At 58.2% G+C, this 22,048-nt stretch carries 18 protein-coding genes and 1 pseudogene; 8 read left to right on the plus strand and 11 right to left on the minus strand.

Going from position 1 to position 22,048, the window contains the following annotated elements; genetic code table 11:
- Position 1: 1 nt before the first annotated feature.
- The 7 genes and pseudogenes from LQ232_RS12355 to LQ232_RS12385 form a co-directional block, all read right to left on the minus strand.
- Positions 2-934: a glycosyltransferase family 2 protein gene (locus LQ232_RS12355; protein ID WP_230180611.1), complete on the minus strand. Its 933-nt coding sequence runs from the start codon at positions 932-934 to the stop codon at positions 2-4.
- Positions 935-948: 14 nt separating this feature from the next.
- Complete coding sequence (locus LQ232_RS12360; RefSeq protein WP_230180612.1) at positions 949-1,980, minus strand: acyltransferase family protein; 1,032 nt, start codon at positions 1,978-1,980, stop codon at positions 949-951.
- A gap of 81 nt (positions 1,981-2,061) precedes the next feature.
- Positions 2,062-3,174 (minus strand): annotated as a pseudogene (locus tag LQ232_RS12365) (glycosyltransferase family 4 protein); the annotation flags it as partial.
- 71 nt (positions 3,175-3,245) lie between these two features.
- Positions 3,246-3,944 (minus strand): exosortase C-terminal domain/associated protein EpsI, encoded by a 699-nt coding sequence (locus tag LQ232_RS12370; protein WP_230180613.1) that lies wholly within the window; start codon positions 3,942-3,944, stop codon positions 3,246-3,248.
- On the minus strand, positions 3,941-4,870 hold the full coding sequence (locus LQ232_RS12375; RefSeq protein WP_230180614.1) for a GDP-L-fucose synthase: 930 nt from the start codon (positions 4,868-4,870) through the stop codon (positions 3,941-3,943). Before LQ232_RS12375 ends, LQ232_RS12370 begins: the two co-directional genes overlap by 4 nt.
- Positions 4,867-5,760, minus strand: coding sequence for an exosortase B (xrtB, locus tag LQ232_RS12380; RefSeq protein ID WP_256450039.1), 894 nt, complete (start codon positions 5,758-5,760; stop codon positions 4,867-4,869). Before xrtB (LQ232_RS12380) ends, LQ232_RS12375 begins: the two co-directional genes overlap by 4 nt.
- A 145-nt stretch (positions 5,761-5,905) precedes the next feature.
- Entirely contained in the window at positions 5,906-6,700 is a 795-nt protein-coding gene (locus LQ232_RS12385) for a WecB/TagA/CpsF family glycosyltransferase (RefSeq protein WP_230180616.1), read from the minus strand.
- A gap of 326 nt (positions 6,701-7,026) precedes the next feature.
- Here LQ232_RS12385 and LQ232_RS12390 point away from each other — a divergent pair, with 326 nt between their 5' ends.
- From LQ232_RS12390 to LQ232_RS12425, 8 genes are all read left to right on the plus strand, one after another.
- Complete coding sequence (locus LQ232_RS12390; protein WP_230180727.1) at positions 7,027-8,166, plus strand: glycosyltransferase; 1,140 nt, start codon at positions 7,027-7,029, stop codon at positions 8,164-8,166.
- 84 nt (positions 8,167-8,250) lie between these two features.
- Positions 8,251-9,153: an exosortase B gene (gene xrtB, locus LQ232_RS12395; RefSeq protein WP_256450040.1), complete on the plus strand. Its 903-nt coding sequence runs from the start codon at positions 8,251-8,253 to the stop codon at positions 9,151-9,153.
- Positions 9,143-9,874, plus strand: coding sequence for an exosortase-associated protein EpsI, B-type (epsI, locus tag LQ232_RS12400; RefSeq protein WP_230180618.1), 732 nt, complete (start codon positions 9,143-9,145; stop codon positions 9,872-9,874). The genes xrtB (LQ232_RS12395) and epsI overlap by 11 nt, the downstream gene beginning before the upstream one ends.
- An 11-nt stretch (positions 9,875-9,885) precedes the next feature.
- Positions 9,886-11,016, plus strand: coding sequence for a GDP-mannose 4,6-dehydratase (gmd, locus tag LQ232_RS12405; protein WP_230180619.1), 1,131 nt, complete (start codon positions 9,886-9,888; stop codon positions 11,014-11,016).
- A 95-nt stretch (positions 11,017-11,111) separates the two neighbouring features.
- Entirely contained in the window at positions 11,112-11,732 is a 621-nt protein-coding gene (locus tag LQ232_RS12410; protein ID WP_256450045.1) for a methyltransferase domain-containing protein, read from the plus strand.
- On the plus strand, positions 11,729-13,240 hold the full coding sequence (locus LQ232_RS12415) for an O-antigen ligase (RefSeq protein ID WP_230180621.1): 1,512 nt from the start codon (positions 11,729-11,731) through the stop codon (positions 13,238-13,240). Before LQ232_RS12410 ends, LQ232_RS12415 begins: the two co-directional genes overlap by 4 nt.
- Positions 13,241-13,294: 54 nt before the next feature.
- A complete protein-coding gene (locus LQ232_RS12420) occupies positions 13,295-14,560 on the plus strand; it encodes a hypothetical protein (protein WP_230180622.1) in 1,266 nt (421 codons plus the stop codon).
- The gene (locus tag LQ232_RS12425) at positions 14,520-15,620 is read left to right on the plus strand and encodes a glycosyltransferase family 4 protein (RefSeq protein WP_230180623.1); all 1,101 of its coding nucleotides are present in this window, start codon (positions 14,520-14,522) and stop codon (positions 15,618-15,620) included. The genes LQ232_RS12420 and LQ232_RS12425 overlap by 41 nt, the downstream gene beginning before the upstream one ends.
- Here LQ232_RS12425 and LQ232_RS12430 read toward each other — a convergent pair.
- The 4 genes from LQ232_RS12430 to LQ232_RS12445 all read right to left on the minus strand — a co-directional run bounded on the left by LQ232_RS12430 (position 15,560) and on the right by LQ232_RS12445 (position 22,004).
- The gene (locus LQ232_RS12430; RefSeq protein WP_230180624.1) at positions 15,560-18,319 is read right to left on the minus strand and encodes a right-handed parallel beta-helix repeat-containing protein; all 2,760 of its coding nucleotides are present in this window, start codon (positions 18,317-18,319) and stop codon (positions 15,560-15,562) included. The two genes, LQ232_RS12425 and LQ232_RS12430, sit on opposite strands and share 61 nt — an antisense overlap.
- Positions 18,320-18,344: 25 nt before the next feature.
- Positions 18,345-19,268: a polysaccharide biosynthesis tyrosine autokinase gene (locus LQ232_RS12435; protein ID WP_230180625.1), complete on the minus strand. Its 924-nt coding sequence runs from the start codon at positions 19,266-19,268 to the stop codon at positions 18,345-18,347.
- Positions 19,269-19,283: 15 nt separating this feature from the next.
- Entirely contained in the window at positions 19,284-20,702 is a 1,419-nt protein-coding gene (gene epsF, locus LQ232_RS12440; protein ID WP_230180626.1) for a chain length determinant protein EpsF, read from the minus strand.
- Positions 20,703-20,984: 282 nt separating this feature from the next.
- On the minus strand, positions 20,985-22,004 hold the full coding sequence (locus LQ232_RS12445; RefSeq protein WP_230180627.1) for an EpsD family peptidyl-prolyl cis-trans isomerase: 1,020 nt from the start codon (positions 22,002-22,004) through the stop codon (positions 20,985-20,987).
- Between the last annotated feature and the right edge of the window lie 44 nt (positions 22,005-22,048).

The following is a 22,048-nucleotide window of genomic DNA, read 5'->3' on the forward strand; positions in this document are numbered from 1 at the left end:
CTTAAACAAATTCGAGGATGCGGCGAGGATCGCAACGGCCCCGGACCAGGTCAGTCAATGCGCGCACATTGCCCTTCAGTCGGCCGGGATAGTCGACCGTTGGGTGGCGAAGCAGACTCTTGACCGTGTTGGCCGCCAGGTGTTTGGCAATGAACTTGTAGGCCTTGCGCCGGGACATCGTGCCCTTCTTGATCAGGTACAGCGGGTTGGCAATTTGGGAATAACCAAACCGCAGGCCGGATGTGCGGCCTGACTTGCTGCCTAAGTGCACGCCGATGCAGTCGGGTGAATAGATATTGCGCCCCAGCCGCGATGCCTGGCTGGAATAATCCTGATCTTCTTGCCAGCCGTAAAGCGGCAGGGCTTCGTCGAACACGCATTGGCGAACCGCCGTATCCCGGAAAGCCATGTTGCAGCCGAACAGGCTTTCCATCGGGCGTTGGGTGGCGCCACTGGCCCAATGGGGCTCCGGTGGCTTGCGGCCACTGAGATAAACGCGGGCATCATCCGTGGTCAATGGCGTACCCTGGGCCCCATCCGCCAACACATGGCCTGTGATGCCCACCACATCAGGCTGCGCCTGGAAATTCTTTTGGGCGGCTTCAAGCCAGGTCTTGGCTGGCCTGAAATCATCGTCCATGAACACGGCAAAGCTGGGGGCCTCGCCCAGCAGGCCAAATTTTTTGGCCACATCGACGCCAACATTGCGCTGGTGAGACGACCCGGCATGCTTGGCCACGACAACCGATGCTTTGCCTGCAAGCACAGAAGGATGGGTGTCCAGATCGGTGACGTCACGGGCTTCCGAGCCCACCACCACCACATGCGTGGCTGGCAGAGTCTGGCTTTGCAGCCAGGTCAGCAGCTCGAAGGTGATGGCTGCTCTACCTTTGGTGGCGATGATGATGTAGGCATTCAAGCTGGGGGTGTCCATGTGCATTACTTTGACTAAGCCAAACCTATCTGACTGGATATTTTCAACCGATCGGCTATTTTTTTGATGACCAAGGGGCCCGCAATACCCATCACAGAGGCAAAAAACAAGATGGCGTATACATTGTCGACGTGCAGGATTTTGTGCAACGCGATGCGTGTGCCGGCAACGAACATGACATGAATGAGGTAGATGGGCAGAGCCTCCCTGCCCAAATATGCAAATAAATTGGAAATCGCTTTTCCGCTACCGCCAATCCAAAGCACAGTAGCCATGCTGCCGGTAATGGCTGTACCAAAGGTGGAAAGAGCCCACAAAGCTATACCGCGCTGGCGAATTTCATACGCAAGGTAGAGCCATATCGCAGTGAGCAAGATAGCCGCCAGGATCAATGTCAGGCGGTTGATGTTGAGTTTGACGGGGTGGAGGCCAAAAATGATGCCCAATCCATAATAAGGGGCGAACCAGCAGATGCCCCAAAACATTGGAGGCAGCTTCATCCATTGCGCCAATGAGTAGAGCAGCAGACAAGAGGCGATCATGATGCCCGCGCCCAATCTTGGCATAACCAGTGCTGACATGATGTTCATCAGCAGCAATGCATAAATGAACCAGAAATTATATTTTGGCTCCCAAAGTATCGACACATAATCGAAAACCTGGCCATTGAATGGCTTGTTTGCCAAGGAGCCTGCCAAGCTTAACATCAGCATCTGAACGGGCAGCCAAATGAGGTAAGCCTTGCCCAGCTTGATGGTTGATGACTTTGAAAAAGCCCAGGCTCCACTTGCAACTCGTTTTGCGATAAATATGCCGGACAGGAAGAAAAACAGCGGCATGTGGAATGAGTATATTAACTTTAGAACTATTGCTAATACACTGTCCGGCGAAATCAAAGCGCCATCGCGCAAGCCGACAATGGCATGCCCGACGACCACCAATATGATGCCAATGCCTTTGGCGGCATCCACCCATTCTATTCTTGGTGCTTTTTCAACGGCTCTTGGCTGAAGATTAGGGGGGGTATTAACTTCCAAAACGGTCATTTTTATAATATTTTAAATGACTGATTTAACCTTTGCGCGCTGAGCCTGCGGCGCGGCCACGGGGGGCTCCATCAATTCAAAAATGGCCTCATTGATGACTTTCATCATTGACGACCTGAATTGCGCAATGGAAAAGCGCTCTGCGTTGTCACGGCAGGCTTGAACGGTGAAGCGGTGGCTGTTTTGCTCGAAAGACCGCACCGCCGCCATGATGGCCTCAACCGATTGCTCGCCAAAGAAGACCCCGGTGGGCTGGTCAGTGTCCAGCCCCTTGACGGTCTCAAGCGCCCCGCCGCGACCAAAGGCAATGACCGGGGTGCCGCATGCTTGGGCCTCGACAGGCGTGATGCCGAAGTCTTCTTCGGCCGCGAACACAAAGCCTTTGGCGTGCTGCATGTGCTCTTTGAGCACCTTGAAGGGCTGGTACCCCAGCAAGGTGACATTGGCCGATTTGACGGCGTTGGCCTTCGCCCATTCCGGGCCATCGCCAATCACGATCAATTGTTTGTCGGGCATTTTTGAAAATGCTTCAACAATCAAAGGCACCTTTTTGTAAGGCACCAACCGCGAAGCAGTCAGGTAGAACTCTTTTTTCTGGGCCGCAGGGGTGAAAGCCTCGGTGTCCACTGGCGGAAAGACAACTTGCGAGTCGCGGCGATACGCCTTGCGGATGCGCCGGCCAATGAAGGCGGAATTGGCCACAAAAACGTCCACGCCCGATGCGGTTCGGCTGTCCCACATGCGGATGTAATGCAGGATGGACTTTGCCAAAAAGGATTTGAATCCCTTGGTCAGCTTGGACTCTTCCAGGTATTGATGTTGCATGTCCCATGCATAACGAATGGGGGAATGCACATAGCTCACGTGAATCTGGTCGGGGCCGGTGAGCACACCTTTGGCCACGGCATGGCTGCTGGACACGATGAGGTCGTATCCCGACAAGTCGAGCTGCTCAATGGCCAGCGGCATCAAGGGCAGGTAAGTGCGATAGCTTGTCTTGGCCCGGGGCAGCTTTTGAATGAAGGTGGTTTTGGGTGTGCGGCCATTCAGAAATCCGCGCTCGGACTCTGGAACAAAATCCACGACGGAAAAAAGATCCGCTTGGGGAAACATGATGAGCAATTGCTCGGCGACCCGTTCAGCCCCCGCATAGCTCACCAACCAGTCGTGGACGATGGCGATTTTCAGGGCCTTCATGTGAGCGCCCCTGGTACATCGATCTTTTCGTTATTCATTCAATGTAGGAAACAAGCCAGTTGGAAAAGTCAGCGGACCAGCAGGATTTTGCCTTCCGGCGCAGTGGCTGCGACCAATTGCGCGGCAAATTGCTCCTGGCGTTTGAAAACGTCATCACTTTCGGGTGGTTTATTGCTTCGCTGAGAAACACGCACCAGAACGCCGTCGGTCATGCGGCCCTGCAAACCTTCTTTCATGATGGCCAGCCGGGTGGTCCAGGCGCTGTCACTGTAGCTGTTGCCAATGCGGATCCAATAGCTGACCAGTTCGTACCCGGGCCCATTGCTCTGCTTGGCCACCAAGCGAAAGCCTGGAATGACCGTGCCCTGGGCGTTGGGAACCGGGAAGTTGGTGCGTTTGAGGCTGTCAACTTGCCATCCCTGGGCTGGGTAGCAAAGCTCCGGGCGGTGAATCTTGATTTCTTGGCGCTGCTGGCTGCCATAAGCCAGCGCCACCATGATCTGCTCGCCCTTGGCATTCACGTAAGTGCGTGAGACCAGGTCGTCGTACGGCTGGTCACGGTTGGTGCCTTCGGTGGTGGGAACCGAGGTGTCCACCTGGACCATGGGATTGGGCAGCTCACGCCACTCCCCGATTTGCTTGGGCACAGTCCCACCCAGCGTGGCCCGCTTGTGGCCTTCTGCAATGGTGGGGCGCAGCAAGGTGCCCAACAGGGCCGCCAGAAACAGCGCGCTGGTCACGGTGAGGGTGCGTAGGCTGATTTTCATGGAAGCTTGGATAGGTAGTCTTGGTAAGCAAATCGAATGCCATCTTCGAGGCTGGTGCTGGCGCGCCAACCCAGGCCTGTCATCCGAGAAACGTCCATCAATTTGCGGGGCGTGCCGTCTGGCTTGGTGGTGTCGAAACTGAGGTCGCCTTCAAATCCAACCACCTTGACGATGGTTTCGGCCAGTTCTCGGATGGTGACATCCGTGCCGGTGCCGATGTTGACCAAGGGGCCGTCATAGCCCAGGTTCATCAGGTAAAAGCAGGCGTCGGCCAGGTCGTCCGCGTACATGAACTCCCGCATGGGCGTGCCGGTACCCCAAACTACCAGGCATTGGTCGCCACGCTGCTTGGCCTCGTGCGCCTTGCGGATCAGGGCTGGCAGCACGTGGCTGTTGTTGAGGTCGTAGTTGTCATTGAGCCCATACAAATTCGTGGGCATGACGCTGATGTACTGGCGGCCGTATTGCTGGTTGTAGCTCTCGCACAGCTTGATGCCGGCGATCTTTGCAATGGCGTAGGGCTCGTTGGTGGGTTCGAGTTCGCCCGTCAGCAAGCTTTCTTCCTTGAGGGGTTGCGGCGCCTGTTTGGGGTAAATGCAACTGGAGCCCAGGAACATCATCCTTTGCACATCGGCCAGATGAGCGGCGTGGATGAGATTGGCCTCAATCATCAGGTTTTGATAGATGAAATCGGCCCGGTAGGTGTTGTTGGCCTGGATGCCGCCCACCTTGGCCGCCGCCACGAAGGTGTAGTCGGGCTTTTCAAGCTGCATGAAGGTTTGAACCGCTTGCTGATTGAGCAAGTCGAGTTCGCTGCGGCTGCGGGTGATGATGTTGGTATGGCCCGCCGCCTGCAAACGGCGGACGATGGCAGAGCCCACCATGCCGCGGTGTCCGGCTACAAAGATCTTGGCAGATTGATTCATTGGGGAGCGGCTTGCGGTAATGCGGGGGGTTCTTTGAAAAATCGGCCCAGAACGGCATCGACCCCGATGGTCAGGATGGTGGCCATCATGAACAGCAGGATGCCAGCAAATCCGTGCACGAAGCCTTGGCCTGCTTCATCGCCAAAATAGTAAGTGACCAGCACGAGAACAATCACGCGCAAGGTGTTGGAGATGAACGAAATGGGGATGATCAGCGCGGCCAGCACCACATTGCGCAGGTGATTGGTGTGCTTGGCCACGCTGAGGTAGAACACCCCGATGGCCTCAAGTGCAAAAATGGAATTGATGCCCGCGCAAGCGTCGGCCACCAGGAGTTGATACTGGCCGATGGTGAGTGTGACACCCCGGCGGCCAATGGGGTAGCCGGCAGCGTGAAGCGCCCATTCAGCCACGTAGGATACGCCTGCTTTGAGCGGTGCGGTGATGGCGTCCACGATGGAGCCTGGCATGGGAACCAGAAAAAACAGGAAGAACAAAGGAAACCACATGACCTTCAGGCCGGCGCCCCCCTTGTAAAGCAGAAAAAGGCCCGCCAACAAAGGGATTTGCGATGCCGTTTCGAAGGACAGCAGATCTTGTGAGTGACCGACCACATAAAGCATCATGCCCAGCACCAGCAAGATCGTGCCGCTGACGCTGGCGTGGCGTTTGGGCAAGGCCATGAGCGTGGGCCAGCGTTGCCAGCCCAACCACAAGGTCAGGGCGAGCATGACTGGGCCATGTCCCTGGCCAACGACGTTCCAGATGTTTTGATCCAGGGCAATGTACGTGGGTACGTACATGGTCAATAGCCCAAGGGCCAATATCACCAGCTCAAGCTTGCTGGGTGTGGTGCTGTCAATGGGGAGGGCCAATGTTTGTGTATTCATTGGTGATAAATGACCTGGTTCTGCCGGAAAGGTTCCATGGGCTCGGGCCCCGAGGGTGACCAGGTCCCAGTTTAATCCGGCAAAAAAAAGCCCCGCCGATACTGGGCGGGGCTTTTGTTAGCAACCGTAATTGCTGGCCGGATGATCAACCCTTTTGGTGCTTGGGATTTCGTCCGAACACCGAGCGGACCATGAGCTTGCCCACGAACACGCTGTTGGTTTCAATGTAACGGCGTGCCAGGCGGCGAGGCTCGCAAACAAAGCGGTAGAGCCATTCCAAGCCGCGCTGTTGCATCCATGCAGGTGCGCGGCGCAGGGTGCCGGCGTGGTAGTCAAACGCGGCACCGACGCCCACCATGACTGCCTTGATGGCGCCACGGTGTTCGGCCATCCAGATCTCTTGCTTGGGGCAGCCCAGGCCCACAAACACCACATGGGCGCCGGAGGCGTTGATCTTTTGGGTGTATTCGGCGTCTTCCTGCTCAGTCAGCTTGCGGAAAGGGGGCGAGGCCATGCCAGCGATTTTCAACTTGGGGAACTTGGCCATCAGTCGGCCACGCAGTTTGGCCAGGGTGTCGTCAACGCTGCCGTAGAAAAAGACGGACTGGCCGCGGCGCTCGGCTTCTGCCAGGTAACGCAGCATCAAATCGGGACCGCTGATGCGTTGCTGCTCGGCAAAACCTTCCTTGCGCATCATCCAGGCGACGGGGGCGCCGTCGGGCAGGGCCATGTCGGCGCCATTGATCACGTTCGCGAATTTGGCGGTTTGGCTGCCGGTGACCACCGAGTGCACATTGCACAATGTGACATAGCGAGATTGGCGCTCAGCGCCCCAATCGGCGATGCGGCTGATGGCTTCATCCCAGGATGTTGCGTCGATGAACGTGTCAAGGACGTACGCGCCGCTACGAATGATCTTCTTCTTCGCTTGTTGTTTCAAGCCGCCCAACACCTGTTCCCGCTCCAAGAACGACAGAGATGGGTAACCGAAATTTGGATCTGGATGTCTCATAAGACGCCCACCAGGGGTTGTTGTTGATGTCCGCCACTTCTTGGACACATGGCATGAATTTTAGAGGAGGGCTCATGGACGCAACTTCAGGGTTAGCGCGTGGTCTGGCCAAAAGCCGTGTCAGAAAGCGCTGGCATTTATCACTAAGTGGGTGAATGGAGTGCTTTTGATGCGGGAAGTTCCGGGGGTAGGGTCTGGGCGACAATGTGCAGGGGTTGACCCGGGCGGCAGGATGGTCGTGGATGAGAGTCTTGATGGTGCACAACGCCTACCAGCAGCGGGGTGGCGAAGACAGTGTGGTTGAGTCGGAGGTGGCTTTGCTGCGGGAGCATGGGCATGAGGTTGCCCTGCATTTGCGGCACAACGATGACGTCAACAAGGTGTCGCGCCTCAATGTGGCGGCCCAAACCTTGTGGTCAACGCAGACCACCAGGGAAATCAAGGCTCTGATCGAGAAGTTTCGGCCCGATGTCATGCATGTGCACAACACCCTGCCGCTGGTGTCGCCGTCGGTGTATTGGGCGGCCAACTCCTTGGGCGTGCCGGTGGTTCAAACGCTCCATAATTTTCGTTTGATGTGTCCTCAGGCTATTTTTCTGAGGGAGGGCAAGGTTTGCGAGGATTGTTTGGGCAAATTGCCTTGGCGCGCTGTGCAACACCGGTGCTACCGCGGATCTGTGGTGCAGTCGGGGGCGGTGGCGGTGATGCTTTCGGCTCACCGTGCCCTTGGGACCTTCCAAAACAAGGTTTCCCGCTACATCGCCTTGAATCAGTTCTGCAAGGACAAGTTTGTGGCTGGCGGGCTGCCGGCAGAGCGAATCAGCATCAAGCCCAATTTCGTGTCTTGGCCTGCTCAGCCTGAATGGGGTGGTCGATCAGGCGGGCTGTTTGTGGGGCGATTGTCTGAAGAGAAGGGCATTGCTGTGATGTTGGCTGCCATGCGCCTGATGCCGGCTCCAGGCGTCGAGATCATTGGGGGCGGTGCTTTTGAAGCGGAGGCTAAGGCGGTTGCGGGTGCCGGTTACCTTGGTTTTTTGCCCTTGCAGGACATCATGGCTCGCATGGCTTCGGCGGCATTTTTGGTGTTGCCCAGCGTTTGTTACGAAGGTTTTCCCCGAACGTTGGTGGAGGCTTATGCCAGTGGCACGCCGGTGATTGCCAGTCGATTGGGGTCCATGGCGGAGCTGGTGGCCGATGGGCGGACGGGGCTGTTGTTCAATCCGGGCGACGCGGAAGACCTGGCCGCCAAGATCGAATGGGCCCAGTCGCATCCACAAGAAATGATCCGCATGGGGCAGGCCGCTCGTCAAGAATACGAGGCGCGCTATACACCCGAGCGCAATTGTGCTGAATTGATCGAAATTTATCGGGCTGCCATGGCTCAATCAGGGTAATCCGACCGAACTTTCTGCGTGAATCGGTAACAATCACCGGTGCCGCCCTGGGTGGTGGCTTCATTGCATTTTTGACTGCGGTTCATGGCTCAATCAGCACCAACCTCCGGGGCGTTTCCCAGCACTCCATCGCCTGTCAAGTTTCCGGTGTGGTCGCTTGCCGTGATTTGCCTTGCATTCGCGGTCATGTACGTCCCCACATTCATGACGCTGGCCCAGACCACTTGGGCCACGGATGAGCAGGGGCACGGCCCTTTGATCCTGGCGGCTTGTGCCTGGCTGCTTTGGGGCATGCGCACAGACTTGTTCCGCCAGCCGGCCAAGCCGGCAGTGGTGCCAGGTTTTTTGCTCTTGGCGGTTGCGCTGCTGATGTACGTGGTGGGTCGCTCTCAGCGGGTCATTGAGTTCGAGGCAAGCTCTCTCATACTGGTGCTGGTTGCCAGCCTGCTTTTGATCCAAGGTGTGGCAGCGGTTCGACGGGCGTGGTTTCCGATTTTTTTTCTGCTGTTCATGGTGCCTCTGCCGGGCGCCTTTGTGCAGGCGTTGACTTTGCCGCTTAAAAGCGCCGTGTCCATGGTGGCCGAACAGATTCTGTACTGGGCGGGCTACCCGATTGGGCGCACTGGCGTCACTTTGATGATCGGACCTTATCAATTGCTGGTGGCCGATGCGTGCTCCGGACTGAACTCATTGTTCACGCTCGAATCCCTGGGTTTGCTGTACATGAACATCATGAACTACAAGTCCAAGACCCGGAATGTGATCCTGGCCATTGGCATCGTCCCCATCTCCTTCGTTGCCAATGTGACCCGCGTGATCATCCTTGTGCTGATCACCTATTACCTGGGCGATGAGGTGGGGCAAGGCTTTGCGCACGAATTCGCAGGCTTGGTGCTGTTCTCTGTGGCGCTGGTGTTGACCTATGGTCTGGACCGGCTGCTGGCGGCCCGTTTTGACGACTTGGGAGGTGCGCGCGATGGCCGCTGATGCGATGAGCAAGCAAGCCGAGGTGTCTCGGCGCGTGCCCTTGGCGGTTTTGCTGGCCGGGGCCTTGATGCTGGCTGGTGCTGGCGCTGCGGTCTGGCTGAAGCCCACCAGGATGATCGCCGACGAGAAGCCGGCCATCGTGCTGAACAAGGTGGTGCCAGAGTCTTTTGGTGGGTGGAAGATCGATCCCAGCATGACACCTGTGTTACCCGATCCCACAGTGCAAAACCAGTTGGACACGCTGTATTCGGAAACGCTGAACCGCACTTACGTCAATGCGCAGGGGCAACGGGTCATGCTGTCGATTGCTTATGGCCGCAACCAGAACTCGGAATCAACCGCCGCCCACCGGCCGGAGTTTTGTTATGTGGCGCAAGGGTTCACAATCAAGGGTTTTGGCAAGGAGCCGGTGGCATTGCCGGCCCATGCCTTGAATGTCGTGCGGTTGGAGGCCCAGGCTGATCGTCGCATTGAGCCCATCACTTATTGGGTGACGCTCAATGAAACCGCATCGACGCCCGGCCTTGACCGCAAGTTGCAGCAATTGCGCTACGGCCTGCAGGGCTACATTGTTGATGGGATGCTGATGCGCATTTCGTCGCTGGCCGATCCTTCTGCCGCGTTGGCGGGCAGGCCTGATTACCGTCTGCATGACCAGTTCATCGCAGATCTGGAAAAGGCCATGCCTTCGGGCTTCAGGCCTCGTTTTTTTGGTTCTTGATGGTGTCTGACATGACAAAAAAAATAGCGTTGATCACCGGGGTGACAGGGCAGGACGGTTCTTATCTGGCTGAGTTCTTGTTGAAGAAGGGCTACGAGGTGCACGGCATCAAGCGCCGCTCCAGCCTGTTCAACACCGACCGCATCGATCACCTGTACCAGGATCCGCATGTTGACAACCGCAACTTTATCCTGCACTACGGCGACCTGACCGATTCCACCAGCCTGGTGCGCATCATGCAAAAGGTGCAGCCCGACGAGGTTTACAACCTGGCCGCGCAGTCGCATGTGGCCGTGAGCTTTGAAGAGCCCGAGTACACGGCCAATGCCGATGGCATCGGGGCACTGCGCCTGCTGGAGGCCATCCGCATCCTGGGGCTGGAAAAGAAAACGCGCTTTTACCAGGCCTCGACCTCCGAGCTGTATGGCCTGGTGCAAGAGATTCCGCAAAAGGAAACCACGCCTTTCTACCCCCGCAGCCCTTACGCGGTGGCCAAGTTGTATGCCTACTGGATCACGGTGAACTACCGCGAGGCTTACGGCATGTACGCCTGCAATGGCGTGCTGTTCAACCATGAAAGCCCGGTGCGTGGCGAGACGTTCGTGACGCGCAAGATCACGCGCGCCATCAGCCGCATCGCGCTGGGCCTGCAAGAGTGCCTGTTCCTGGGCAACATGAGCGCGCTGCGCGATTGGGGCCACGCGCGCGACTATGTCGAGATGCAATGGCTGATGCTGCAGCAGGAGGTGGCCGAGGACTTCGTCATCGCCACTGGCGTGCAGTACAGCGTGCGCCAGTTTGTGGAGTTCTCGGCCAAGGAGCTGGGCATCACGCTGGCCTTTGAAGGCGATGCCGAGCAAGAGGTGGGCAAAGTGGTGGCTGTGGAGCCGGTCAACGGTGAAATGCTGGCCCAATGCAAGGTCGGTGATGTGGTGGTGCGTGTTGATCCTCGCTATTACCGTCCGACCGAAGTTGAAACCCTGCTGGGCGATCCAACCAAGGCCAAGACCAAATTGGGTTGGACGCCGGTGATCACCTTGCAGCAACTGGTGGCTGAAATGGTCTTGAGCGATTACACCGCGGCCAAGCGCGACAGTTTGGTCAAGCAAGCCGGCTACCAAGCCTATGACTATCACGAGTGATGATGGACATCGCAGGCTTCATGCTTTACGGCAATCTTTTTTCCGGTTCCTGAGAGGATATCTGGGTGGATATTCACAAGATCTATCGTTTTTTCATGTTGCGTTTCAGGCCTGCGCGCATGCAGGCCATCCGGTCCTTGTTTCCGAATCTGAACCAGCACGCGACCGTGCTGGATGTCGGTGGAACATCGAACTGGTGGAAGGACATGTCTGTGACGACAAAGGACATCACCATCGTTAACCTGGACACGGCACACCAGACCGCCGTTGTGGCGGCTGGCTACAAATTTTCTTGCGCCAATGGGTGCGAGTTGCCCTTTGCTGATCGCAGCTTCGACCTGGCTTTTTCAAACTCGGTGATCGAGCACGTTGGTGGCTGGCCAGAGCAGCAAAAGTTTGCCCGGGAGTTGCTGCGTTGTGGGCGAGACATCTACCTGCAAACGCCCAACAAGTGGTTTCCTGTAGAGCCTCATTTGATTGCGCCTTTCATCCATTGGCTGCCTTTCCGCATTCAACGCAGGCTTGTTCGTTGGCTGTCTGTCTGGGGCTGGGTGACGAAACCTGCGCAGCAGGAAATCGATGATTGCATCAAGAACATTCGCTTGTTGACGGCGTCTGAGGTGCACACCCTTTTCAAAGGCTGTGACATCAAGGCTGAGAAGTTCTTGTGGATGACAAAGTCATTTCTGGTGATTCGTCGAGGGAACAGGCCTTGAGGCTGAACGATCAGTGGGCAGCCATCGGCAACCCAGGGGCTCTGGCGACCGGTTCCCAGCGCTTTCTGGCGGTGATTTTTGTCACGTCGATTGCGATGTTCCTGTTCGCCCTTTTCATGGTGTTCAGTGGCGAGGGCATGTTTTTATTGCATGGCCCCCTCCTGTTATTGAGCACCTTGCTGGTTTTCCTGTCCGGCATTTCTTATTTGGTGAATCCGTCGCGCGCGGCAGGGCTCTTTCTGGTCGGGTTGCTTTACTTTTCATTTGACGCGACGTTTCGAGAAGGCTTGGTGGCGGGGGGGGGCGCCGATCTTCAGTCCGTGGTCAAAGGCCTGTTCTCGTTGTGCCTCTTGATTTACGGCATTTTCACCGGGGCCAAACACCTGCTTGTGCGACCGGTCGTCGTCCTTTTCTTCATGTACGCGGCTTATGGCTTGCTGTCGTCTTATTACTCAAGTGCCGTGATATTGGGCATTGGTTCGGGCGTGGCCCTGGTGGCCATCGCGTTCATGGCCGCTGACTACGCCACTCGCGAGCACGAGGATTTGTTCCGCCTTTGGCGGACCTTGTACATCGCGTCGGTGGTCATGGCCGTCGGTTCCTTGGTGGTGTTGGCCATTTCGCCTCTCCAGGCGCAGGACATGACCATGGCGGGCTCGTTCCGATTGCGTGGCCTGACTGGTTCGGCCAACAGTCTGGGGCCCGTGATGGCCATCGGCTTGATCTCCGGCATGTTGGTGTGGAAGCACCAAAGCCAGCGTGAGTGGCGGTGGATTCATGGCCTTGCATGCGCTATGCTGGGCGTCTTGCTGCTGCTGACCAACAGCCGCACCAGCATCATTGCTTTTTTGGTGAGCGTGACTTCGGTGTGGGTTGTGATGACCTACGGTTCCATGGGTGTGCTGCTGACCGCGTTTTTGGCGGCCTGCTTTGGCTTCATGATGCTCTACCCCAGCGTGATGAATGCGATCATGACCACGGCTGCTGAACTGTTTTCCCGCGGTGGCGGTGTGTCGGAGTTGTCGTCCTTGACCGGGCGAGACGAAATCTGGAAGGCCTGTGTGCGTTTGATCCACGACAGTCCTTGGATTGGCTATGGCCTGGGCAGCGTTCGGATCGAGATCCCGCGAACCTGGGAAGACATGTGGGGTAACTCTGCCGCCACGGCCCACAACGGTGTTCTGGAAAGCATGATCAGTGTTGGTCTGGTGGGCACGGTGCCGCTGTTCCTTGCTTTCTTTTACTGCCTGTACATTTTTGTGCGTTATTTCTCTGGGCGCCAAGCGGTGGTCGGTGACCAGGGACGCGACAGGGCCTTGACCATCTGCGGCATGCAGTGCCTTGGATTTTTATTGGTGCACTCGTTCGCTGAAAAATCCTTCACAGGCACGGCCGCGCCAGCCACGATGGCCTTTGGCATTTGCGTGGCCACGGCGGCCTATCTGGAGCGTGTGCGCTGGAACAAAAAGCCATTGCTGTTGAAAACTCAACGCTTCGCTGAAGGGTGATTTGTGACGCGGGTTGAGCGGTTGCAGATCACTTTGCGATCACCTGCATTTTGGTTGTTTTTTGCAGCCTTGGCTTTGCGGGGATACGGCTTCTTTGTGTCGCTGTTGTTGGCGCGCTGGAGTGGTTTGCAGTCACTGGGCAGCTATTCATTCCTGTTGATCACGGCCAGCAGCACCTCAACGCCCTTGTCGGTCGCGCTGGCCAATGCCGTGACCCAGGCAACCGCCCATGGGCGAGGCCCTGATCGATTGCGCAGCGCATGGCGGGCGGCGCGCATGCCTTTGTTGCTGTGCGTGGCCGTCAGTGGGGGTTTGGCCTTGTGGTTGGCTTTTGGCGGGGGCATGGGCAAGGATGCATCCTCCTCCTTTGGGCTGATCGCCATGGTCCCCTTGCTGCTTGCCTTGGTGGTGGGGCAGTTTCTGACGCAAACTGCTCAGGGCGTTTGCTCTGGCGATGGACGTCCCCAGTTGATGACGATCCCGACCATTGCCATGACCGCCCTCGGGTTGTTGACCACGATGGCCATCATGGCCGCGCATGGTTTTTTGGGGGCCTTGCTGGTCACGGCACTGGTGGGCATCGTGCCCGCATTGGTGGTTTGGTGGCGCACCACGAGAAAGCCCGTTCTGAGCAAACAAGCCCTGGCCGAGGCCCCCCTCTCTCCGGAGCACATTAACCTGTGGCCTTACCTTGGCAGAGCGGTGCCAGAGATTGGCGCCAATGTACTCAACAGTCTGACGAACTGGGTTTGCTTCATGTACCTCGTGATGCATGCGCATGGGCCTGTGGGCTTGGGCTTCATCACGGTTGGCCTGCAGTGGAGCGTGGTCATGCTGCTGCCGGCCAACAGCTGGGGGGGCGCGATCATGCACCGCTTGTTGCAGGCACAGTCCAAGCCCGGCGGTGACATCGATCCCGCCATCGTGCGCCAGGAGCTGCGCCGATGTCTGCGCGTCACACTGGCATGCTGTGTGGCGGTGTTGGCGGCCAGCCCCGTCTTGGCGTGGTTGTACAAACTCGAACTGGAGCGCCTGTTTTTACTCCTGCTGCTCAATGCTGCATCTGCCTTGGTGCTGTCGCACAACTTTGTGCACGAGAGAGTTTTTGTTTGCCGACAAATTCAAAACAGATGGTTGTGGATATCTGGCGGGGCCTATGCCGTGCAAATGGTGCTGACCCTGGCCTTCATTGAAACCACCATCTATGCCGTGGCGGTGGGTAATCTGGTGGCCCTCCTGGTCGTCTGGATGGCCAGCCGGTATGAACTGAGACTTGGGAATGCACACGACAAAACGCCGCATCGCCATCATCACCAATAACCCTCCTCCCTACCGAATCCCCATCTTCAATGCTGTGGCAGACGAGGATGATCTGGAGGTGGTGTTTGTGTTCAGCACCATGCGCGAGCCGGATCGGGCCTGGGACTTGAGCCAGATCCGCTTCAAGCAACACTACCTCAAGGAACGTTACATCGGCATCGGTGGCAAGTTCATCCATTTGAACTTTGACGTGATCACCTTTTTGCGCGAGTTCAAACCCGAATTGGTGATGGTCAATGGCTTCAACCCCACCTATGTGTTGGCTTGTTTGTACGCGCTGAAGCGCAAGCTTCGTTTGGCGCTGTTCATTGATGGAACGGTGTTCACGGAAGGGCGTCTGTCTTGGGCTCACCGGATGGTGCGGCGCTTTCTGTACCCCCGGATATCGATTTTCATCGGGCCAAGCAAGCAGACCATGGCCCTGTATGCCAGCTATGGCGTGTCCCCCACGCAGATGCACACATCACACCTCTGCGCCGACAACGACCTGTTCATGTCGCAGCCAGAACGCACCCGTGATGTGGACCTGATTTTCTGCGGCCGCTTTGTGCCCGAAAAACACCCGCTGTTTGCCTTGGATGTGGCGGCTGAATTGGCCCGCCGACTGAAGCGCCGGGTCTCCATGCTCATGGTGGGCTCGGGCCCGTTGGATGAGGTCCTGCGTGAACGTGCTGCCAATTTCTCCGATTTGGTGGCGGTCGAGTTCCCCGGCTTTGCCCGCCAGGCGGAGCTCCCGGGGCATTACCTCCGCGCCAAGGTCAGCTTGTTCCCCACCTCCAGTGATGCGTGGGGCGTGGTGGCCAACGAAGCCTGTGCCTCGGGCGTGCCCGTGATTGTTTCGCCCCAGGCAGGGGTCGCCCATGAGTTGGTGCGGGATAACGAAACGGGCCATGTCCTCGACATGGACGTGGCCAGCTGGGCTGTGTGTGCTGAGCGCATGCTGACAAACGAGGCGCAATGGGGCCAGATGAGCCGCCAATGCCGGGAGGCGGTCAAGCCTTATTCGTTCGAGAACGCCGCCAAAGGTTTGGTGGCGGGGATTCGCGCCGGGCTGCCTTGATCCTGATCGAGGGAGCAGCCGTTTTCGTCTGCGCTGTCATCAGTGTCTGTGGCAGGGCAGGCGTCCAGCATGTCGGGCACGCCGTCTTGGTCGGTGTCCTTGAAGTCAGTATCTTGCCGCACGAGGATGCGGAAGGTGCCTGGCGCCAGGGTGATTGGAAATGATGCCGGCTTGCCTGTAGCAGCATCGCTGAACCGAGCGCAGAGCACCTCGGAGGTGAGCGGACAACGGTAGGTTTCGCTGCTGGGGCCAGCGTTGTACAAAGTCAGCAGGGGATTTTGAACGGGCGTGGTCGAGATTTCCTGAATTCGAACCCCCGAGATCGATACCGTGCCTCCGCTTTGCAGGTCAAGGTCGAGCCGGGCGGTGCCCCGAACATCTGCCCAGGCCGTGAGCACCCAATGGAGCCTTTGCGGGCGCGTTTGAAGCACCGCGGACCCGCCTGTGGACGACTGGGCATATTGGCGCGCGTTGTCCCGCATGGTCAACCAAAGGCGGTCACCGGCTTGCGTGGAGGCGGCGTCAAAGGCCACAAGATACTGACGACCCCGCTGCAGGCTGAAATTGCGTGCCGTGTACACGATGTACGAGCGTCGACCTTCTGAGTCAACCACCGGGGCACCTTCAGCGGCATCCGCGAGCACGCGGTAGCCGAGGCCGCCTTTCATGTTCTCGTGGGTGACCTTGCCGAGGTATGAAGTCCAGGCTTTGGCATCGGGCAGAAGGCTGTCGGGGCCCATGAGCAAGTTTCTCGATGGAACCGGGCGTGCCGCACCGGAGGCCAATGAAGCCACCACAGAATCGCGCTTGCCCGTCTTGGCCAGCCAGGACTTGAGTGAGGTTTGGCGCAGTTTGGGCGAAGCTTTGCTGAACGGGCCCCTGCCTGCGGACCATGGGGTGCGGTTGAGGATGTAGCGGTTGTCGCTGAACCTGCCCATCTGATCGACATCACGGTAGTCGCTGTCCAAGTTGACAATGAAGCCACCTTGCGCGGTGGCCAGGATGTTGCCTGTGATGACATTGTTGGCCATGTACCCATCGGCTGAACAATTTTTGAGCCCAGCGCAGGGCAAGGGACTGGGCAGGCGGTCCTCTTGCAGCCACAGCGCTTGCTGGGTGCTCTCCACCACGGCGTTGTCGGCCACCACGATGTCTCGGGAATGGTGAAGCATGATGCCGAAGTCGTGGCCTTTGACCAAGTTGCGCCGCACTTCGGAGCTGCCCGCGAAGTCATCCAGGTAAATGCCTTTTGTCTGCGGGCGAGCGCCAGGTGGCAAACCATCCAGGCGGGCCATGCGGTCGTCTGGCGCGCCCACCACGATGTTGTTCTGAATGAGCAGGTTCAAGGGATGGCCTGGCAGCTGGGAGGCGATTCGTCCGATGGCATAGATGCCGCCGCAGTCGTCAAATTCCAGGCAGCTGGATTTCACGTGGTTGCCACTGATGGGCGCCCTTTCGGCGCCCGATGTATTGGCCCAGGCTTGTATGCCGATGGCAGAGGATTCGATCACCGCGTTGTTGATGGCCTGGCTGTCCAGACCCAGCAAAATGGCGCTGGGTGCAAAGTAACCTCGACCAGCCTGGCGTATCACGGAGCGCGTGACATTGATGCCACGTGTTGAGTCCCCACCAAGATAGATGCCGGCGTGAACGCTCTGAGTGATCTCCGCGTGGTCTATGGCGCCAGTGAGCTGCGTGCTGTTGGTGACCGAGATGCCCATCCAGCCTGCATTGACAATGCTCAGGTCGGACAACTGCAACGTACCGCTGACTCGATCAAGGTCAACAGCGTTGCCCAGCGTGCGTTCAATGCGCAAGCCTGTGACCATCACCTGTTTGAGTTCGCGCCCTTGGATGCCGTTGTCGAGCACGGCAGCTTCGATGTTCTGGCCGCTGGGCGAGGAGCCATCCGGCATGGCCAGGTACAGATAGCCGTATTCCGCATCGAAATACCACTCGCCTGGGCGGTCAAGCATCCACAGCTTGTTCTCAAACCAGGCACCGTGGCCAGCTGGAATTTCAGCCCCGCCTCCCAGGCAATATCTCATGCCGGCGCAAGGTCTGGTCTGCAGTTGCCGGCTGCCGGGTTCGTGCTCTGTGACCACGTACTGTCCGAGGGCCCAGGGTGCATAACGTGCGTAGGCCGTCGCACCTTTCAGATCAGCCTGGGCGGGAAGTGTTCGTTCAAGCGTGAGCCTGCTGCCACCGGCCTCCGCCACGGCGCTGGTGATGCGCAGGTACTTGTTGCTTCCTACGCCGAAATCGCCCTCGCCCACATTGGGAAAGCGAGCACGTTGCAGCTTTTGATCATGGTAGAAGACTTGTCCGATGCCATGAACCGACGCGCTGACATGCGCCCGGTATACCGCTGCCGTGCTGCCGGGTACGGTGGCATTCATGCGCTGCCAATCGAGGGATCCAATGGGAATGGCGCCGCTGATGATGGGGGGCGGCTTTGCCGGGTCTCCGCCTGCTTCATAGCGGACACCACTTTTAAGCTCCAGGGTCTCTCGCCATGTTCCCCCACGGGCAAGGCGCACGGTGTCCCCGGCTTTGGCCATGTTGTTGGCGCTGTCCAATGTCAGCGCACTGCCCGCGGCTGGTGCGTCCACCTGAATGACTTTGGCGCCTGCAATGAGCGGAACGCCCAGCAAGGCCGCGCATGTCAGCCAACGTCTCAGTTGAGAACTGTGAGGCATGCCCAGTGCGCCATGCAGTGGCGGGTCAGTACTCGTTCAGCACCGAGCCCACGATCTGGGCCGAGCCCATGCCCACGGTCCGCACCATTTGCTCAAGTGCGACCACCGAGCTTTTGTCTTTTCTGGCGATGACAAGTGCCGCGCCACAACGGGCGCTGAGCACGGCCGCGTCCGCACCGACCGAATGGGCGGGGGTATCGACAATGATGCGGTCGAACTTTGTTTTAAGTTCGCGCAACAGCATCCCGAAGGCCGGGCGTTCTAGCAACTCGAGGGGGTTGGGTGGTGTCACGCCAACTGGCAGCACGAACAGGCTGGGGCTTTCTTTGACGGACTGGATGACTTTGGACGCCGACCGGCCAGACAAGATGGAGGACAAGCCGGCGGTGATGCTGAGCTTGAACACATTGTGGATGCGGGGCGAGCGCATGTCCGCATCGATGAGCAGCGTGCGGCCAGGCAACTGTGCGAACGCCACCGCCAGATTGACGGCGAAGTAGGTTTTGCCATCGCCGGAATTCGGGCTCATGATCGCCAAGGCATGGCGGGTGGCCGCTGGATCGTTGTACATCTTCATGATGAGATGACTGCGGATGCGGCGGAATGCCTCGGCTTTTTCGGAGAAGGGATGGTTGCCGACAACCACTTCCGGGTCAAAGGCCCCGCCCGTCTGCGAGTAGGGATAGTGAAACTGTTGGGCCAAAGCCCACAGCACGTCGTCCGTGTTGGCCAGCCCCAGGGCGACCGCGGCCTCCCCGAACCGCACGCCGTTGCTGCGCTGGAATTCGAGGATGGATTCAATCTGTTCAGGCGAGAGGTTATTCGCCTGGCTGATGATCTCGCCGATGGACCGCTCCACGGGGATCTCGGTGTGGGGCGAGAAATCGGTGTTGGGACCATCCTGGTGATGGTTCGCTGAGTGGGTCGACGGATGAGTGGAAGCGGTCATGGCAATACAGCTTGGTTAATTCACAGCCAGGGCGTTGTTGCCGCCGCTAGGTGGTTTCTTGTGCCATGAGCGCAGGCGAGGCGTCGATGAGTCGGACATGGGCAAGATGCCGATCACCGGAATGTTGAGCAGTTGCGTGATGTCCTGGGCACCGCGAACACGGCGGTCCATCAGTTCGATCGTGAGCACGACAATGATGGCCAGCATGGAGCCGAGCACCACGGCGGCGATCATGTTCAGCGTCATCTTGGGAGAAGAGTGCTTGGCCGGTTCGGTCGCTGGTGTGAGAAGGGTGATGCCTGCCTGGCTTGAATTGCTTTCCAGATTGGCTTGGTTCAAGCGGACCTGAAGCGTGTCATAGATGCGCTGGGCGCTCTCGACATCACGCTCAAGCACGGCCAGTTCACTGCGCGACTCCTTGAGTTTCAAGAGGCGGGCGCGCTGTTCTTCGTAAGCCTGTTTGGCCGATTCTTCGCGGGTGCCGGCCATCGAGTTATTGATGCCCAGGCTGGCTGTCCTGCGGGAGGTTTCGAGGTTGATCTTGCTCTTGAGCGCATTGGCCGACGCCAATGCTTCAATGTAGCTGGGGTGGGCTTGGCCCAAGCGCGAAGACAACTCTTCAAGGCGCGCCTCTTGGCGTGCCAGGTCGGCCTTGAGGGAGCCGATCACGCCACTGTTCAGGACGTCTTCGATTTGCTCGGGCCGGCTGCGGGCTTGAGAGTCGCGGCTGCTGGTTTCCGAGCGCAATCCACGCAAGGCCACCACTTGGCTGGACAGGTCGTTGAGGCGGGCATTTTCGACGTCAAGGCGCTCTTCGGTCGCCAAAATGCCTTTTTCTCGCTGCGCTTTTGACAACTGCTCTTGGGCACGTTCAAGCTTCTGACGGGCCAAAGCCGCGCGTTCTTCGAAAAACTGCGTGTATTGGCGAGCGGGTGCCAAACGAACATCCACCGTGGTGTCGATGTAAGCCTTGGCAAACGTGTTGGCCACGATCGCGGCGAATGCAGGGTCCGCATCCTGGTAGATGATGTCGATGACGTTGGACTCACGCGAGGGCTTGATTTTCAAACCGCGGGAGATCAGCTCGCCCAGCCACGATTGCATGTTCCCCTTGCCATCGGTCTCCTTCTGCCAGAGCTCTCTCATGCGAGCGTTGTTCTCCATGCCGAGGGTGCGGGCGACACGTTGCGCAACCGCCGCGCTGCCAATCACATCGACCTGAGTGGCCAGGTAGCTCTGGCCGCCGCTGGCACCCAAACCAGCATTGATGGACACGGGATCGGGTTTGGCATCAATCAGCAAGCTGGCGGTGGCCTGGTATGACTTCGGATAAATCAGGCTCACCAGCAAGGTGGCCACAATGATGGATGCTGCGATGGCGAGTGCCAGTTTCCAGCGCGCCTTCAAAATCCTAAACAACTGGTCAAAAGTCATGTCTTGAACTCATAACATAGAGAATGTCCACCTGAAATCGGCGGCGCTTGAGCAGACCTTGAGGGCTTCTTGGTTAAACCTGTTTGGCGGCAGTTTCGACCATGGAAGAAGATCCTTCCTGGTTACAAATGTATGCCACCTTCGCACCTTCGCACATGTCATTTATGCGATTTTGTAGCCAATCAAGCCTGTTTCCAGCCCGATAAGAGCCGGACTGACAGTGCATTTGGCTTTGGTTGGTAAATGGCCTGGAAGAAAGCCTCCCCCAGGCCAAAACCGACATTATTTCAGGCCAGACAGCCCTTTGTTGAGGGCGGCTGGGTCAATGCCATTGGCCGACGATGCTGCGCTGGCAGGGACTGCGGGAGCCGTGGCTGTGGAAGCGGCGGCAGCGCCAGACGCTGCCCCAGAAGCCGCGCCAGCTGGTTTCTCGGCGAATTTGCCCAGGTATTCAATCTTGGCCGCGGTGCGCAAGCTCTTGGTTTCTTTCTGGATGAACTCTTGGCGGCGCGATTCGGTCAGGAAGCGCTCGATCATGGGTTTGGCCTGATCCAGGCTGATGGGCTGAGCCTTGCTGGCCGCGACCAGCACGACCTTGAGCCCACCCGTCATGCCTTGGTACATGCCTTTGCCATCCGAGAGCTTGGCGAACTGGTCCACCAGGTTCAGGGGCAAGGCCTCGGCTGGCTGGGTGACTTGGTTCACGGCGAACTTCAGGCCACTGTTTTTGAGGACTTCTACGAAGGCCTGCGAGCTGTCAGTGACTTGCAGCTTGGGCGTGATGTCCTTGATCTGCTCAGGATCGCCCTGGATGGTGAAGTCTTGCAGCATGTAGATGCGGCGTTGTGCGAACAGCGCAGGATGCTCGTCAAAGTACTTCCGGACGTCTTCGGCCGAGGGGGCGCCCACGCTGGCGGCGGCGGTCTTTTCAAGGTAGGCGCGGGCCAGCAGGTTGCGGCGGGTGGCGTCCAGCATCTGGATGATCTGGGGATCGCGGTCCAGCTTTTGTTCGGTGGCCTTTTGCAGGGCCAGTTCCTGGTCGATCAGGCTTTCGAGGATTTGACGGCTGGCGGGTTCTGCTTGCTCGGGCTTGAGACCTTGCTGGCGCTCCAGAACCATGTTGATCTGGTGAACGGTGATTTCTTCGCCGTTGATGCGGGCGGCCGTCTGGGTGGCTTTGCCTGGTTCTTTGCCGTCTTTACCGCAGCCAGCTACCAGGAGGGCGGTGGCCACCACGATGGGGACCAGGGCTGCACGTTGCAGGGCGCGATGACGAGCGAAGGTAGGCTGGTTGGTGTGCATAAGGGGCTGAACGAAAAGTTAATGATTGGTGTGGAGACTCGATC

This window comes from Aquabacterium sp. CECT 9606, from assembly GCF_918741295.1.
Lineage (GTDB): Bacteria > Pseudomonadota > Gammaproteobacteria > Burkholderiales > Burkholderiaceae_C > Aquabacterium.